15 protein-coding genes are annotated in these 14,859 nt (G+C 54.9%); 5 read left to right on the plus strand and 10 right to left on the minus strand.

Going from position 1 to position 14,859, the window contains the following annotated elements; all coding sequences use genetic code 11:
- Window positions 1–67: 67 nt before the first annotated feature.
- The 3 genes from FBR45_RS16635 (at window position 68) to FBR45_RS16645 (ending at window position 3,269) form a co-directional block, all read left to right on the plus strand.
- Window positions 68–937 (plus strand): fumarylacetoacetate hydrolase family protein, encoded by an 870-nt coding sequence (locus FBR45_RS16635; protein ID WP_138504771.1) that lies wholly within the window; start codon window positions 68–70, stop codon window positions 935–937.
- 79 nt (window positions 938–1,016) lie between these two features.
- A complete protein-coding gene (locus FBR45_RS16640; RefSeq protein WP_138504337.1) occupies window positions 1,017–1,796 on the plus strand; it encodes an L-fucose dehydrogenase in 780 nt (259 codons plus the stop codon).
- Between the two features lie 48 nt (window positions 1,797–1,844).
- Window positions 1,845–3,269 carry an alpha-L-fucosidase gene (locus FBR45_RS16645; protein WP_138504339.1) on the plus strand — a complete coding sequence of 475 codons (1,425 nt, stop codon included), beginning with the start codon at window positions 1,845–1,847 and terminating at the stop codon, window positions 3,267–3,269.
- A gap of 77 nt (window positions 3,270–3,346) precedes the next feature.
- On the opposite strand, the gene FBR45_RS16650 is transcribed toward FBR45_RS16645, so the two are convergent.
- The 7 genes from FBR45_RS16650 to FBR45_RS16680 all read right to left on the minus strand — a co-directional run bounded on the left by FBR45_RS16650 (window position 3,347) and on the right by FBR45_RS16680 (window position 9,736).
- Complete coding sequence (locus FBR45_RS16650) at window positions 3,347–3,715, minus strand: heavy-metal-associated domain-containing protein (protein ID WP_138504773.1); 369 nt, start codon at window positions 3,713–3,715, stop codon at window positions 3,347–3,349.
- Window positions 3,716–3,752: 37 nt separating this feature from the next.
- On the minus strand, window positions 3,753–5,213 hold the full coding sequence (locus tag FBR45_RS16655) for a hypothetical protein (RefSeq protein ID WP_138504341.1): 1,461 nt from the start codon (window positions 5,211–5,213) through the stop codon (window positions 3,753–3,755).
- Between the two features lie 60 nt (window positions 5,214–5,273).
- The gene (locus tag FBR45_RS16660) at window positions 5,274–5,630 is read right to left on the minus strand and encodes a four-helix bundle copper-binding protein (RefSeq protein ID WP_138504343.1); all 357 of its coding nucleotides are present in this window, start codon (window positions 5,628–5,630) and stop codon (window positions 5,274–5,276) included.
- Window positions 5,631–5,720: 90 nt separating this feature from the next.
- The gene (locus FBR45_RS16665; RefSeq protein ID WP_138504345.1) at window positions 5,721–6,287 is read right to left on the minus strand and encodes a helix-turn-helix domain-containing protein; all 567 of its coding nucleotides are present in this window, start codon (window positions 6,285–6,287) and stop codon (window positions 5,721–5,723) included.
- 6 nt (window positions 6,288–6,293) lie between these two features.
- Window positions 6,294–8,564 (minus strand): TonB-dependent receptor, encoded by a 2,271-nt coding sequence (locus FBR45_RS16670; protein ID WP_138504347.1) that lies wholly within the window; start codon window positions 8,562–8,564, stop codon window positions 6,294–6,296.
- An 81-nt stretch (window positions 8,565–8,645) separates the two neighbouring features.
- The gene (locus tag FBR45_RS16675; protein ID WP_138504349.1) at window positions 8,646–9,098 is read right to left on the minus strand and encodes an HYC_CC_PP family protein; all 453 of its coding nucleotides are present in this window, start codon (window positions 9,096–9,098) and stop codon (window positions 8,646–8,648) included.
- Between the two features lie 122 nt (window positions 9,099–9,220).
- Window positions 9,221–9,736 (minus strand): DUF4494 domain-containing protein, encoded by a 516-nt coding sequence (locus FBR45_RS16680; protein WP_077921127.1) that lies wholly within the window; start codon window positions 9,734–9,736, stop codon window positions 9,221–9,223.
- Window positions 9,737–9,977: 241 nt separating this feature from the next.
- On the opposite strand from FBR45_RS16680, the gene FBR45_RS16685 reads away from it, so the two are divergent.
- A complete protein-coding gene (locus FBR45_RS16685) occupies window positions 9,978–10,523 on the plus strand; it encodes a YceI family protein (protein WP_138504351.1) in 546 nt (181 codons plus the stop codon).
- A 106-nt stretch (window positions 10,524–10,629) separates the two neighbouring features.
- Here FBR45_RS16685 and FBR45_RS16690 read toward each other — a convergent pair whose 3' ends face one another.
- The 3 genes from FBR45_RS16690 to FBR45_RS16700 form a co-directional block, all read right to left on the minus strand.
- The gene (locus tag FBR45_RS16690) at window positions 10,630–12,669 is read right to left on the minus strand and encodes a M3 family metallopeptidase (RefSeq protein WP_246082290.1); all 2,040 of its coding nucleotides are present in this window, start codon (window positions 12,667–12,669) and stop codon (window positions 10,630–10,632) included.
- Window positions 12,670–12,966: 297 nt separating this feature from the next.
- The gene (locus FBR45_RS16695; RefSeq protein ID WP_077921170.1) at window positions 12,967–13,428 is read right to left on the minus strand and encodes a hypothetical protein; all 462 of its coding nucleotides are present in this window, start codon (window positions 13,426–13,428) and stop codon (window positions 12,967–12,969) included.
- Between the two features lie 199 nt (window positions 13,429–13,627).
- Window positions 13,628–14,137, minus strand: coding sequence for an acyl-CoA thioesterase (locus tag FBR45_RS16700; RefSeq protein ID WP_138504355.1), 510 nt, complete (start codon window positions 14,135–14,137; stop codon window positions 13,628–13,630).
- Window positions 14,138–14,346: 209 nt separating this feature from the next.
- Here FBR45_RS16700 and FBR45_RS16705 point away from each other — a divergent pair, with 209 nt between their 5' ends.
- Complete coding sequence (locus FBR45_RS16705) at window positions 14,347–14,796, plus strand: DUF2147 domain-containing protein (RefSeq protein WP_138504357.1); 450 nt, start codon at window positions 14,347–14,349, stop codon at window positions 14,794–14,796.
- Window positions 14,797–14,859: the final 63 nt, after the last annotated feature.

The raw sequence follows: 14,859 nt of genomic DNA on the forward strand, positions 1-14,859 counted from the left end.
GATTTTCGAACCGGCTGCGCTTACCCGCTCTACAGGGCGGTTTTACTACACTCAATACCTGACAGGCATGAAGTTGATTCGATTTGGGGAACCCGGCCTCGAAAAACCGGGGGTTATTCTGGCTGATCAATGGCTCGATGTGTCGGCCATTGTCACTGACTACAATGAAGATTTTTTTGCCGACAATGGGCTCGAACGACTACGGAACCAACTCAACAATCCTGGTCTGTCGGCGGGTAGTCTGCCCGTCGTCGATCCTTCGGTCCGGCTGGGTCCGCCTGTTGCGCGGCCGTCGAAGCTGGTTTGTATTGGCCTCAACTACGAAGACCACGCCCGCGAAACGGGAGCGCCCATCCCCGCCGAACCCGTGCTGTTCATGAAAGCGACCACCGCATACTGTGGCCCCTTCGACGATATCATCATCCCGAAGAACTCGACTAAAACCGACTGGGAGGTAGAACTGGCCGTTGTCATTGGTCGGAAAGCCAGCTACGTAGACGAAGCCAGTGCCCTACAGTACGTGGCCGGTTATTGCCTGCACAACGACGTGTCGGAACGCGAGTTTCAGCTGGAGCGGGGCGGCACCTGGGACAAAGGAAAAGGATGCGATACGTTTGCCCCGATAGGCCCTTTTCTGGCTACCCCCGATGAGGTTGCCGATGTCAACGACCTCCGGCTCTGGCTCACTGTAAACGGCGAACCCATGCAATCCGGCCATACCAGCAGTCTGATTTTCAAGATACCCACGCTCATCGCTTATGTCAGCCAGTTTATGACCCTGTTACCCGGCGACATTATCTCGACCGGCACCCCGCCCGGGGTAGGGCTGGGCATGAAGCCACCCGTTTACCTGCAGCCGGGCGATGTAGTAGAACTGGGCATCGACGGCCTCGGCACGTCGCGACAACGTGTCAGAGCGTATGCCCCACCACAGTAACCAAGTTCCATCATAGGTTAAGTTGTCAGTAAAGCCCTGCTCGCCTGGGTGTGGGCTTTCTTTTAAACTCATTCGTTCCATGCATTTAAAACTTTCATCAAAAGTCATTCTGGTTACGGGCGGTGCCAAAGGCATTGGCGAAGGCATCAGCCGGGTGCTGGCTGCAGAAGGGGCTATTCCGGTTATTATTGGTCGCAACGCTGCCGATAACCAGCGGACCGTTGACGCTATCGAGGCCACGGGCGGTCATGCCCTGGCCATTACGGCCGAGCTGACTCAGCCCGACGCCTGTGCGCAGGCCGTTGAGCAGGCCGTTGCCGCCTTCGGTCGGATCGACGGACTGGTCAACAATGCGGGCGTAAACGATGGCGTCGGGCTGGAAACCGGCAGCTACGAGCGGTTCATGGCTTCGCTGCACAAGAACCTCGTCCACTACTACCTCATGGCCCAGTATGCGCTGCCGTTCCTGAAACAAAGCAAAGGCGCTATTGTCAACATCGGCTCCAAAACGGCAGAAACGGGTCAGGGCAATACTTCAGCCTATGCCGCTGCCAATGGGGGCCGAAACGCCCTCACCCGCGAATGGGCGGTTGAACTGCTGCCGTACGGTATCCGGGTCAACGCCGTCATTGTAGCGGAGTGCTATACCCCTCTGTACGATACCTGGATCAGGACATTCGACAATCCGGAGGAGATGCTCAGCAAGATTGAATCGAAAATACCCCTCGGCCAGCGCATGACAACGGCCGAAGAGATTGCCTCTATGGTTGCCTTTCTGCTTTCGGAGCGGTCGAGCCATACAACCGGTCAACTCATTCATGTTGACGGTGGGTATGTGCATCTGGATCGGGCGCTCTAGCCTACGCTCTTTCATTAATGCTGTTCCTTTTTATTCCTCCCTACCTATATGAACCGTTTTTCTAAACCAACCCTGATCGCCCTCAGCCTCGCAGCTCAGCTGCTGACCGCATCGGCTTCGCTGGCTCAGTCGGCAGCCCCCGGCCCCTACCAGCCTACCTGGTCCTCTATCGACTCACGCCCGGTACCGACCTGGTTCGAAGACGCCAAATTCGGCATTTTCATCCACTGGGGGGTTTACTCCGTTCCGGCCTATAGTCCAACCGGTCGGGATAAAGTCGGCATCTACGAACGGTACGCCGAACATTACTGGCGCCGATGGCTCACCAAATCGCCCACGCAGAAATACTTCGATGAGTTTCACAACCGCGTGTACGGACCCAATGTCAAGTACCAGGACTTTGCCCGCGACTTCAAAGCCGAACTTTTTGAGCCCGAACAGTGGGCCGACCGTTTCAAAGGATCGGGGGCACAATATGTCGTGCTGACCTCCAAACATCACGAGGGGTTTGCGCTATGGCCTTCGTCACTCTCCTGGAACTGGAACGCCGTTGATGTGGGCCCACACCGCGATGTACTGGGCGATCTGACCAAAGCGGTGCAGGCAAAGGGGCTGAAGATGGGCTATTATTATTCACTGCTGGAGTGGTATCATCCGCTTTATAAGAAGGAAACGATCAACCAGTACGTTGACGAGCACATGATTCCCCAGATGAAAGAGCTGGTCACCCGGTATAAACCCGACGTGTTCTGGACCGATGGCGAGTGGGACTATCCCTCCGAAACGCTGAAAAGTACCCAGTTCCTGTCGTGGCTCTACAACGATTCGCCAGTTAAGGACCGGGTCGTCGTGAATGACCGCTGGGGCAAAGAAACCCGCAGCAAACACGGAGGCTTTTTCACGACGGAGTATGACCTGATTCACGAGGGAGATTCGAAGGGCGTTACGTTTGAGCGCCCCTGGGAAGAATGCCGGGGTATGGCCGGCTCGTTCGGTTATAACCGCAACGAGATGCTGGAAGACTACTCGACCTCCGAAGAACTCATAAAAATCCTGATTGACAAAGTAGCGCGCGGTGGAAACCTGCTGCTCAACATAGGCCCCACCGCCGACGGTCGTATTCCAGTCATCATGCAGCAAAGGCTCGATGATATGGGCAAGTGGCTGGCCGTAAACGGCGACGGGATTTACAGTACCCGCGCCTGGAAAAACGCCCCGAAAGTAGACAAGAATACAACTACGTTCTTTACCACAAAAGGCAAGGACTTGTACGTAATCACCACCAAATGGGCCGATAATTTGACGATCGACGGCGTCAAAAGTCCCGCTTCGGTGTCGCTGCTGGGCTACAAAGGTCCCATCAAAACCAGCGTAAAAAACGGAAAACTTACCCTGACGGCCCCTACCCTCACCCCGGCCACCACACCCTGCCAGTACGCCTGGGTCTATAAACTAACCGGCGCACTGAACTAACCGAATAGCATCAAAAGACAAACCGCCCCGTGTCGGATGTGATACGGGGCGGTTTGTCTTTTAACGCAGCCTGCGACTTAGTGATCGTCGTGGATAGCGGTACCTTTCTTACAGCAGCTGGGCAGCTTATTGTAGCTGTCCTGATCGGCCGGCAGGTCCTCGGCGTCGTAGCCCGATTTGCTGATGTTGGCCTTGAGCCGGGCAACATCGGTTTTGCCGGGATTATACCGGATCGTAACGACTTTCGATTTCACGTCGAGACTGGCTTCTTTCACGCCTTTCTCGAAGGCCAGGTTCCGCTCGATGCGGGCTTTGCACATACCGCAGATAGCCGATGTTTTAATCTTGACTTCTTTGTCTTTATCATCACGAGCAGACGTTCCGGCGAAGCTGGCACTTGCCAGTACGAGTGTGGTTAAGGCAGTTAGAAACAGGTTACGCAGCATGATTGTCATTGGTTTATGGTGAATGATTAACAATAATTCAGTGAGAATGGTGCCCGTTGCCGTGGTTCATCGACCCGGTTGATGATCGACTTCCCATCAGCAACACGGCGGGCGTAAGCCGGAGGTAGATCTGGCCGGACAAGGGGAACTTCCCGTAGTACGACTGCAAAAATTGATCCGGCATACTGGCAGTCAGCTGCGCCCCGGCTACCAGATCGGTGTTCAGATGCCGAATCAGCCGGTAGTTCAAGCCGAATGTCAGATTGTTGACATTCACCAGCCGATGCGCTCCGGTCCCGTTGGGGGTTTCGTCATGGCTGATGCCCAGCTCCTCCTGCGATTTGGTCACGTTCTCATAGCGACCATACAAAGCCACCCGGTTCAGTTGCAGGCTTGTTTCGGCCAGATACGCATTTTCGTTGACGCCATCGTGTGAGTTCAGCCCCCAGACCAGTGCCGAGGTTACGTACCGATCAGGGGCGCCCAGCGGTTTACTGTGCAGTACCGAAGCGGTGGTTCGGTTAACGTCCTCGCCGGGCTCGACGGCTTCGGGACTCTTTATAAACCCACGCGACACCTGAAGGGCCAGCGTGGGCGAAGGATTGACCGAAAACCGAAACGAGTAGCTATCGAATCGTGGTCGGTCGAACCCAAGCCGCTTTTCGTCGGGTTCACGGCCCGTAAACGAAGACGCTTCCAGCTTGGCAATACCCAGCCGGTAACCCGCCGTCACCACACCGAAGGTGATGTGAGTCGCGTCGTGCCAGTGGTGACCCAGGGGCGAATCGGGGTTGTTGAACGATGAAATCCGGTGCATGAACGCCGGCGGCCCCAGTGCTGGTTCACCCGGAAAACCTACGTACAGGAAGGCATCGGACTTCGGGCTGAAGGCGTAGCTGTACGCAACCGACAACTCAGAAAACAGATCGTGCTGGTGCTGCCGGTCTACCAGCCGCTGCCCCCGATAGCTCTCGCCCGACTGGAAAAGCAACGGATAGCCATCGGCGCCGACTGTTACGGGGTCCAGCGATAGCATAGCACGGGCCAGGAACAGGCCCCGCTTGCCAACGGTTCGCTGGGCCATACCCATAAACCAGTTCGGGGCATCGAACTGGCTGTCGCGGCCGCGGCCATCGGGGTTGTTGATGTTCTGATTGGTATGCCGCAGAAAGATGCTGTAATGCAGCATGTACATCCAGCTGGGGCGGTTCTCCGGGTCAGTATGTTTCATATACGCATACAGGGGCGTCTGATCGGGGTGCCAGCTGGTACCCGATCCGTTTCGATTCATGGGCAGGTTTCGCGAAAAGGAATGGCTCATGCTCATCGACGCGTCGCTGCCAGGCTGACCGGTCTGGTGCATTGAGTGATCGGTACGGCCCGAATCGACCTGGACCGCCGACGACGGAGCGGGCATGGTCATTCCTTCGTGGTGCTGGTGCTGAGCCAGGCTACGGCCTGCCAGCAAAAAAATAAACAGATGAAAAGCGTATTTCATTACGTTGGTGAACGAAGTAAGAAGCTGGATGGCTCCGACGGGCAGGGCCATCCAGACCGATCAGGCATTGGCCGACATTGCCCGGCATTCACTGGCGCATGTACGACAGGCTTCGGCGCAGGCTTTGCAATGGGCATGGTGGGCCGCATGTTTTTCGCACTCATCGGCGCAGGCTTCGCAGACTTCGGCGCAGAGTACCATAAAGTCACGCATGAACTCAGACCCACGCGCTTCCAGCCGACCGCAGAGGGTGCATATATCGGCGCAGTCGCGGCAGAGTTTGATACAGGCCGTCATGTCATGCCCCTTGCTATCGCGGTCACCCATTTCGATACAGGCGGTAACGCAGCGTTCGCAGGCTTCGGCGCATTCAAAGCAGGTGTCAGTGTGCTTGTGGTTGTGGTGCATCGTTTCCATGAGCGTCAGTTGAGAGTTGGGAGACCACCGTTGGTCTCTTCTGCATAACTCACCAGAGTGCTTACCGATTTTACATAATTACCGACCCGCTTACAGCCTATCCAGCGCCCGCCGGTCAACCTGCGTCGCTTTTCTGAACTGACCGGGCGTCTGGCCCGTCACCTGCCGAAACTGATTAGACAGGTGCTGAACGCTGCTGTAGCTCAGCCGCCAGGCCATTTCTGTCAGTGTCAGCTCATCGTACCGCAGCCACTCTTTCACCTTTTCGATCTTGAGCGCAATGATGTATTTCTCAACCGTCTGGCCCTCGCTGGCCGAAAACAAGCCACTCAGGTACGAGTAATCATACCCGAGTTTCCGCTCCAGAAATGTCGAGACGTTCTCGTTGGCATGCCGCTCGCCTTTCAGATACTGGATTTCGTTGATGAGCAGCACCTTGATGTGCTCGACCAGCAATTGCTTGCGATCGTCGATCAGGTCGAAGCCGTTCGCCAGCAGGGCCTGCCGGACCTCGCTGAGCGAAACCGCCGGTGGCAGATCATCAAGTTCTGCTTCACCCAGATCGACGCGCGTCAGGGTCAGTCCCAGTTTCTCGAGTTCTTCCCGCACGACCCGCTTACAACGGTCGCACACCATGTTTCGGATGGTCAGTATCATTGTGTCTTATCGTTGAGGTTTGAATCGAAAGCCCAGATAAACCATGCGCCCCGTTATAGGACCCCACACACGCGCACTGGCATCGAAGTCGCGCCCGAACGGATCGGAAGCTGCCACAATGGGCGAAAGCTGACGAAATCCGGTCAGGTTCTCCCCGCCCAGGTAAATCTCCCAGCCCGACCGAAACGCCCGGCTTAGCTGAGCATTGAGGTTCACGTAGCTCGGCGCGTACTCGATCGGCACATCGCTGTAGTTAGCATCAAGCCCCTCGCGCAGGTACGGAATCCGCCGACGGCCGTTCCACTGCAGGGTTGCGTCAACCTTCCATTTGTCGTACGGAAGCGCGTAGCCAACGTTCAGCAACACCCGATCGCGGGGAATCATCATCTTGGGCAACAGCAGCGTATCTTCGGATGGTACGGTCATGCTCTGCCTTACGTCGAATAGCCGGTAGGCCAGCTTGACGTCGGTCCGTCGGAACGGCTGGTAGTTCAGCTCGGCCTGAACACTATTGGCAAACGACTTCCCGTACAGGTTGTGGAAGTGCAGTTCGCGCGGGTGCTCCACGTCGACAACCAGCTGTTCGCGGAAGTCGGTACGGTGGTAATCCAGCACCAGTGACGCTTTTTTACCGAATAGCTGAAAATCCTGCGACAGACTGACTCCGTAATTCCACGACACTTCGGGCCGTAGCTGCGCATCGTTGATGATTACCCGCGAACTAACCAGATACCCGAAATTTTCGGCAAACAGATTGGGCACCCGGAAGCCCCGCCCCGCCGAGGCCCGCAGCGTCAGGTCCGGACTGAACGAGTACTTGAGATGAGCCCTTGGGGTCCACTGCGCTCCGAACAGGTTGTGGTAATCGAACCGCCCGCCCAGCACCAGCACCAGCCGCTCCGGATCGGTATAGGTGTACTCGGCAAACAGGCCAGGCACCGACTCGGTACGGTTCATGGGCGTTGCTCCAAGCTGCTCGCGGTAGTCATCGAGCAGGTAGCTTACCCCCGTTTTGTAAGTGTGGTTGGTATTGCCGATGATACTCTGATAAATCAGATTGGCATAAACGGTTCGCTGCTGACCCGTATACGGGCGAAACCCAAAGTTGGCCGTCTGGTCGTGATGAAGCGCGTTCAGGATCAACCCGAGGCCTTTGTACGGTTTTTCTGGATAAAGCTTAGCCGTTTTTGAGAAAAACTCCAGCCGTCGGGTCGTATTACCGAACCGGTAGCGGGAAGAGCCCAGGCGCGATAGCTGCCCCCCTTCCCGGTCTTCGTACAGCGCTTTGACCCCGAACTGAGTCATGAACCGTTCTGAGCTGTATTTGAATCGGTTAACACCGTTAAGCTGCGTATAGAACGGCAGATCACGGAAGCCGTCGTTATTCTGATCGATCTCAGTACGAAGGGTGCTGGCATGGCCCAGCACGCCAACGCTCCATTTCGGGCTGAGGGGTTGTGACCAGTTTGCGTTGCCTTCAATTCGGCCAAAACTATTTACGTAGCCATTCAGGAAAAGTCGGTTCGGATCGTCGGGCTTCTGCAGTTCGATGTTCATCTGACCGCTCATCGACTCGTACCCATTCACGACCGAACCGGCGCCTTTACCGACGTCGATGCTGGTAATCCAGGTGCCCGGAATGTAGTTCAGCCCAAACGTAGTGGCCAGCCCCCGCACTGTCGGGATATTCTCGACATTGGTCTGGACATACTGACCGCCCAATCCCAGAAACTGAATCTGACGCGCGCCCGTCACGGCATCGGCGTACGAAACACTGACCGACGCGTTCGTTTCGAAGCTTTCTGACAGATTACAGCAGGCTGCCTTGGCCAGGGTCCGCTGCGTGATGAGCTCGGTCTGAATGGGGTTCAGCCGATCGATCTGTCCCGGCGCGCCCGATACCGTCACTTCCTGCAGGGTTTGTTCGGCCCGCAGGCTTGCCACGACCGGCGCGGTCGGGTCCGTTACAGCCACCGTATCCGTACGGTAGCCAACATAACTAATCAGCAGCTGGGCCGGGATCGACGGCCCGACCAGTGAAAACCGACCAACCGAATCGGTGACGGCGCCCACGCCCGTCGTGAGCCAGCGAACAGTTGCTCCCACCAGAGGTACACGCTGTCCGTTGACCAGTTCGCCAACGGTACCACGAATAACCGGTACCGCTTTCGCTGGAATCGAGTCGGTCAGAGGCAGTTGTGAAGTAAGAGTATCAGTTTGAGCCCGGGACGGCAGAACGCCCGCCCAAAGGGCAATTCCCAGCAGAAAGAAACGCATGGATATACGGATTGATGAAGGAATGAATACAGCAGATCGGTACCCATGTGCGGGTACGGCCTAATTGTTTCAATCAGTTCATCAAATCAGCAGGGAACGCAAGAGGGTAAGGATCTCCCGCCCGGATATGGAGGGTGGGGCCGGGATACTACGTGAGCTGGTTGCCATCTCACGGTCAAAAATCCAATCGATCACCCAGGCCAGCAGCGCCGTAACGCCAGCCAGCACCGTTTCTGTAATGGATTTGACAAATTTGGCGACCAGCTGCGTCAGTGACGAGGTGGCATCTACGTTTTCGTAGTGATTGTCATCCTGGCAGCAATCTGTTTTCCGGACAACCGGCCCCTGTTTGGGCATCGGCTTACCGTCGGCTGAGCAGCCTTTCTTGACGTGGGCATCGCTGAAGGCGACGATCATCGTCTTCTTCTTACCACGCATCTGGCACGAGTGTTCAACCAGCCCAAAGCCCGTGCTGCTCAGCAGCACGACGCAGGCCATCAGGAGGTTGAAAAACTGGAACAGAGCGCGTTTCATACTGGGCAAATATCCGAAGCCACCTCATTCGGTGCAAGTTTTCGGATGATAAAATCGTAATTCTACACATGCAGAATGCCATCCTGTAAAGAATGGCATCCAGAACACATCGTAAAAGGGGGCTAAGCTGCTTCAGTTTCCCGTTCGGCAACCTCGCTCAGGGGGCGCAGGTTTCGCTGCTCTTCGTTGAACGGGAAGATGTCCAGAATCTTGGTTGTATTAACGTCCGTAATTTCGAACGGGTCGAGTGACGTACGCAGACTTAGCTCGACGCGCTCGTAGGCCTGCTTGGGCGTTTCGGCGTTGACCAGCATTAGACTGGGCGACTTTTTCTGTTTACCGGTTTTTTCATCGTCGGTGATGAACATCGCTTTCACCTTGAACCAGATATCGCCCCCATCTTCGTTAAAGAAGACATCGGCCAGCTTCATCCGCGAAATATTCGTGATGTCGAAGTCGGGGGTGTTGGCCGCAATCTCCTGATAGAGCCGGGCTTCGGCATCGGTATAGCTAACGGCATCAACCAGGTAGGCTTCTGTTACCGTCTTCTGCTTGATGAATTCTTCGTTCCGCGTACCAACAGTCGCGTCGTCAATAGGTTGCTGATAGCGGATTTTTCCGAGAAACCAGTTGGGCATTTTTTACCTGATTTAGTATAGTAAGTAAACATGAAATGGGGCGCAAAAGTGCCTAAAAAGTAGACAATTCCAAGCGCTGAATCTTACTTTCGACTGTACACCGCCCCGCTCTTCCCAAGCCACAAGAACCTTGTTTCCGCCCTGCAAGACCATATTGAAAAAAAGTTTAACGTCCGGAAACGTTTTTTACCATTTACATGTATGTACATTAAATGCAATTACATTAAACACGATAAACACTATGGAAACGCAAACCTCAACCACTACCTGGGTTATTGACCCGACTCACTCAGAAGTTCAGTTCAAAGTGAAACACCTGATGGTGTCAACGGTAACCGGTCTCTTCAGCCAGTACGAAGGCCAGCTCGAAATGGCAGGCGATGATTTTGAAGATGCAACCATTACCTTCTCTGCCGATGTGGCCAGCATCAGCACCGGTAACGAACAGCGGGACGGCCACCTGAAATCGGCCGACTTCTTCGATGCTGAGCAGTTTCCCAAACTGACCTTTACCTCAACGGGCATGAAAAAAACCGGCACGGATACCTACGACCTGACCGGCGACCTGACCATGCATGGCGTTACCAAGCCCGTAAGCCTGAAGGCTGAATACGGCGGGCAGATGCAGGACTTCTACGGCCAGACTAAAGCCGGTTTTGAAGTCGTCGGCGTGCTGAAACGGAAAGAGTTTGGCTTATCCTGGGACGGCGTTACCGAAGCCGGTGGCGTGGTTGTCAGCGATGACGTTCGGCTGATCATGAACATTCAGGTTACCAAACAGGCTTAGTTGTCCGGCCTGGCTGGTTTATACCCACCCGATAGCATAACAAAGGCCCCGCCAGATACAGTCTGGCGGGGCCTTTTTGTGTGACCAGTCCGATCGGGGCTGATCGTTACAGAATCAGGCCACTCCGGCGGAGCATGGCTTTCGGCGATGGCTCACGGCCCCGGAATTTTTTGTACAATTCCATGGGCTTCTCGCTGCCTCCCTTTTCGAGCACGTTTTTGCGGAAGCTGTCGGCAGCAGTCTTGTTATCAAGTCCGCCTTTTTCCTTGAAGAACTCGAACGCATCCGCATCCAGTACCTCGCTCCACTTGTAGCTGTAATAGCCAGCCGAGTACCCACCCGCAAAAATGTGTGAGAACGCCGGGCTGAACGCAACGCCCTCTACCCGCGGAAACAGGTTAGCCACCGAATCAACTTTATTCTCAACCTGAGTGACGGTTTCGCCGGTTGGCTTTTGACCATGGTAGTACATATCGACCAGGCCGAAGCGCAGCTGGCGCAGGTTAGCTAAGCCGGCCAGAAAGTTCTGGCTCGCGCGAATCTTTTCGATCAGTTCGTTCGGAATTACCTCGCCGGTCTGATAGTGTTTGGCGAACAGTTTCAGCGCTTCGGGGTCGTAGCACCAGTTTTCCATCACCTGCGAGGGCAGCTCAACAAAGTCGCGCGGAACGCTTGTGCCGCTCAGGCTTTCGTACTTCCCGTTGGCGAGCATCCCGTGCAGGCCGTGGCCAAACTCGTGGAAGAGAGTGGTCACTTCGTAGAAGGTCAGCAACGACGGCTTAGTATCGGTCGGTCGGGTGAAGTTGCAGACGTTGACGATATGGGGCCGTACGTTCTGGCCATTCTCGACTTTTTGTCCCTGCACGTCGTTCATCCACGCGCCCGATCGTTTGCCAGGCCGGGGGAAATAGTCACCATAGAAAACCGCCAGGAACTTACCGTCTTTATCGAACACATCGTAGGTTTTCACCTCTGGGTTATAGACCGGGATGTCTTTACGCTCTTTGAAGGTGATGCCGTACAGCTTGTTGGCCACCGTGAAGGCGCCATTCAAGACGTTTTCGAGTTTAAAATACGGCTTGAGGGTCTCATCGTCGAGGTCGTATTTCTCTTTTTTGAGCTTCTCGGCGTAGTAACTGTTGTCCCAGGCCTGAAGTTTATCCTCGGTGAAGCCGTGGGCTTTGGCGTAGGTAGTCAGCTCAGCCAGCTGGCGCTCAGCCGCCGGACGGGCGTATGTAACGAGTTCATCCAGAAAGCTCTGTACCTTATCGCGCGAGCCCGCCATGCTTTCTTCCAGCACGAAGTCGGCGTGGGTTTTGTAGCCCAGCAGGTTAGCCCGTTCGTACCGCAGGGCGACCATCTTCTGGATAATGCCGGAGTTGTCGTTTTTATCGCCGTGAAAACCGCGTCCGTTGAAGGCCATGAACAGTTTCTTACGCAGCTCACGGTTGTCGGCGTACTGCATGAACGGACCATAGCTGGGGGCCTGCAGGGTAAACATATACCCTTCCTTACCTTTCTGCTTGGCCGTAGACTTCGCCAGTTCGCGTACATAATCGGGCAGACCGGCCAGCTCTTTTTCGTCCGTCACGAGCATGGAGTACTCGTTGGTTTCGTTGAGCACGTTCTCGCCGAACTGCAGCGACAACTGCGACATCTCCTTATCAATGGCGCGGAGCCGCTCTTTACCTTTGGCATCGAGATTGGCGCCGTTGCGGGCAAAGCGTTTGTAGGCTTTTTCCAGCAGCATGGCACTTTCGGTATCGAGTTTCAGGCTAGCCCGCTGTTCATAAACGGCTTTGATGCGGGCAAATAGTTTGTCGTTCAGCGTAATATCATTGCCGTATTCGCTGAGCAGGGGCGATGCCTCTTTTACAATTTTCTGTAGCTCAGGGGTCGTTTCGGCGCTGTTCAGATTGAAGAGGACCGACGTTACCTTACCCAGCAGATCGCCCGACCGTTCGAGGGCTACGATCGTATTTTCGAAAGTCGGTTTAGCGGGGTTGTTAACGATAGCATCTACGTCTTTGCGGCCCTGTGCCAGCCCCTCCTGCAAAGCCGGCAGAAAGTCAGCGTTTTTAATCTTATCGAAGGGAGCCGTCTGGTGCGGAGTCGTGTAAGGGGCTAAGAAGGGATTCTGATTCATTTTGGGTTGTTGTACCGACGGCTGCGCCAAAGCGGTGGTAGTTACCACAGCCAGCAACAGGCCGGTTTTCCTAAGATGTTGATGTGTAAACATGAGCTTGTGGGTATTGAGTTTCCTTGAAAAATACGAAACAAAGACAAAGTCGCCAATACGGTGTTGCATCGACGGTCGCAAAATCGGCTAAGTGGTTACCCCTATGGCGAATAAAGCCTGCCCCACCGGGCAAACAACAAAAAACAGCCGGCCAATATGACCGGCTGTTTAGGCATCCTCTTGCTTTATCCAACTTAATGTCCATTAATATCCGTAGGGCTCATAACCACGCCCCCGGCTGTTCCGGCGATCGGGCCAGCGGTTTGCCGACCGTTCGTAGGGACGCATCCGCTCAATAACCCGATCCCGCTGTTCAGGTCCCAGAACGGCCATCATATCGAAGAACTCCCGTTGCCGCAGCTGCCGGTAAGTGTCGCGCTGGCGTGGGTCGCGGGGATCGACCCGCCGGGTCTGCTGCTCGAACCGCTCGCGAATCCGGCGAATTTCGCGCTCCTGCCGGCGGGTCAGATTCAACTCCCGGTCCCACCAGTCGAGGTGACGGTCGAACCGGTAATCATCGTAGTCGTAGTTATAGTTTGGCTGGCCGTAACCGGGCTGTGAGGGGTAATTAGCCGGCGGAGGAGCCGGGTACCCATAGCGTTGTGCCAGGGCGCTGGTCGAAAGAAGAACAACGAGGGTAGCGGCCGTAAGCAGTGCATTTTTCATGGTGGTCATTGGTTTTTGTTGCATTTGCCTCTTTGAACAAACCACCGGCTCAGCGTTTAATCGGCCACAATTTATTTTTTCCATGCACCCGGCATCCAACTCGCCCGAAAGCCCGTCTCAACATAAATCGCCGGTTGGGTGGAGGCAACAGAATCTGTTTTGCCTCCGCCCAACCGGCGATCCACACCCGCAAATGGGTTTATAACGCCTGCTTAATGGCTCTGATCCGGTCGTTGAAGTTCAGACTCGGAAAATTGATATTCGGCACCAGCGTTGCTTCTAGATAGCCTGTTACCAGGTCATCGTGCGGAATCCGGCGACCAGTTGTTACGCTTACGTATTTCGACGTCACCCACAGCACGTTTTTGAGCTGCGTTTTGGCATCGTCGGTCATGTAATACTCGGTAACCGTGGTGTCTTCGTCGTAAAAAATCAGCCGCGACATGATGCGCACCCATTCGCTGACCTGGGCTGGGCGTACGTAGGCAATCTGATGCTGATAAATGACCCAGCTCGTTTTCAACTCATGGAACAGCTGCCCCGGGTTGAAGTCATACAGCTTGGCTACCTGGTCTTCGCGCGCGTTGAAATAATAATCGAAGTACTTGGCGTTGTTGAGGTGCTGGAGCGGGTCGCAGTCCTGGAAACGAATAATCACCCGCGATTCGGTTTCGGTTGGGTAATGGCGATTGGGGTCACGATGAAACATAGTCAAGCCTGGATTTATACTGAAGGATGCCCTGCGCTGTCGGACGGACCGAAAAACCAGCTGGTCTATAAACCCGCAGGCCAGCATCATGGGTGCAAATCACGCCAATCATTTTTACCCGATAAATTCTGGTTCAGACTTTTTACACCATTTTTGCGTTAGTACAGCAAAATCACAATAAAATAATAATTGTCCATTTCCGATCACCTATGAAATCCATTCGCTTCATCGTACCCCTGTTGCTGCTCTTCACCTCACTGACTTCCTTCGCGCCAGCCGATAATCCCGACGCCGTGGTGGGCACCTGGCTGAACGGCACCAAACGTGGTCATATTCAGATCTATAAGCAGGGTGGCACCTATTTTGGCAAACTGATCTGGATCAGTGAACCCAACGACCCAAAAACAGGAAAACCCAAAACCGACTTCCGCAACGCCGACGAGTCGAAACGGTCGCGCCCCCTCCAGAACCTGATGCTGATGTACAATTTCAAGTACGACGGGGATAACGTCTGGACTGATGGTAAAATTTACAATCCGGAGGACGGTAAGGAGTACAACTGCAAGATGACCCTGAAAGACCCCAACACGCTCGACGTCCGCGGCTATGTAGGCATCTCGCTGCTGGGCAAAACCCAGACCTGGACACGGGTCAAATAATGCCTCAGCCATACGGCAAAAAAAGAGCAGGTCCTGACTATCCGGACCTGCTCTTTTTTTGTG

This window comes from Spirosoma lacussanchae (assembly GCF_005870035.1).
Classification (GTDB): domain Bacteria; phylum Bacteroidota; class Bacteroidia; order Cytophagales; family Spirosomataceae; genus Spirosoma; species Spirosoma lacussanchae.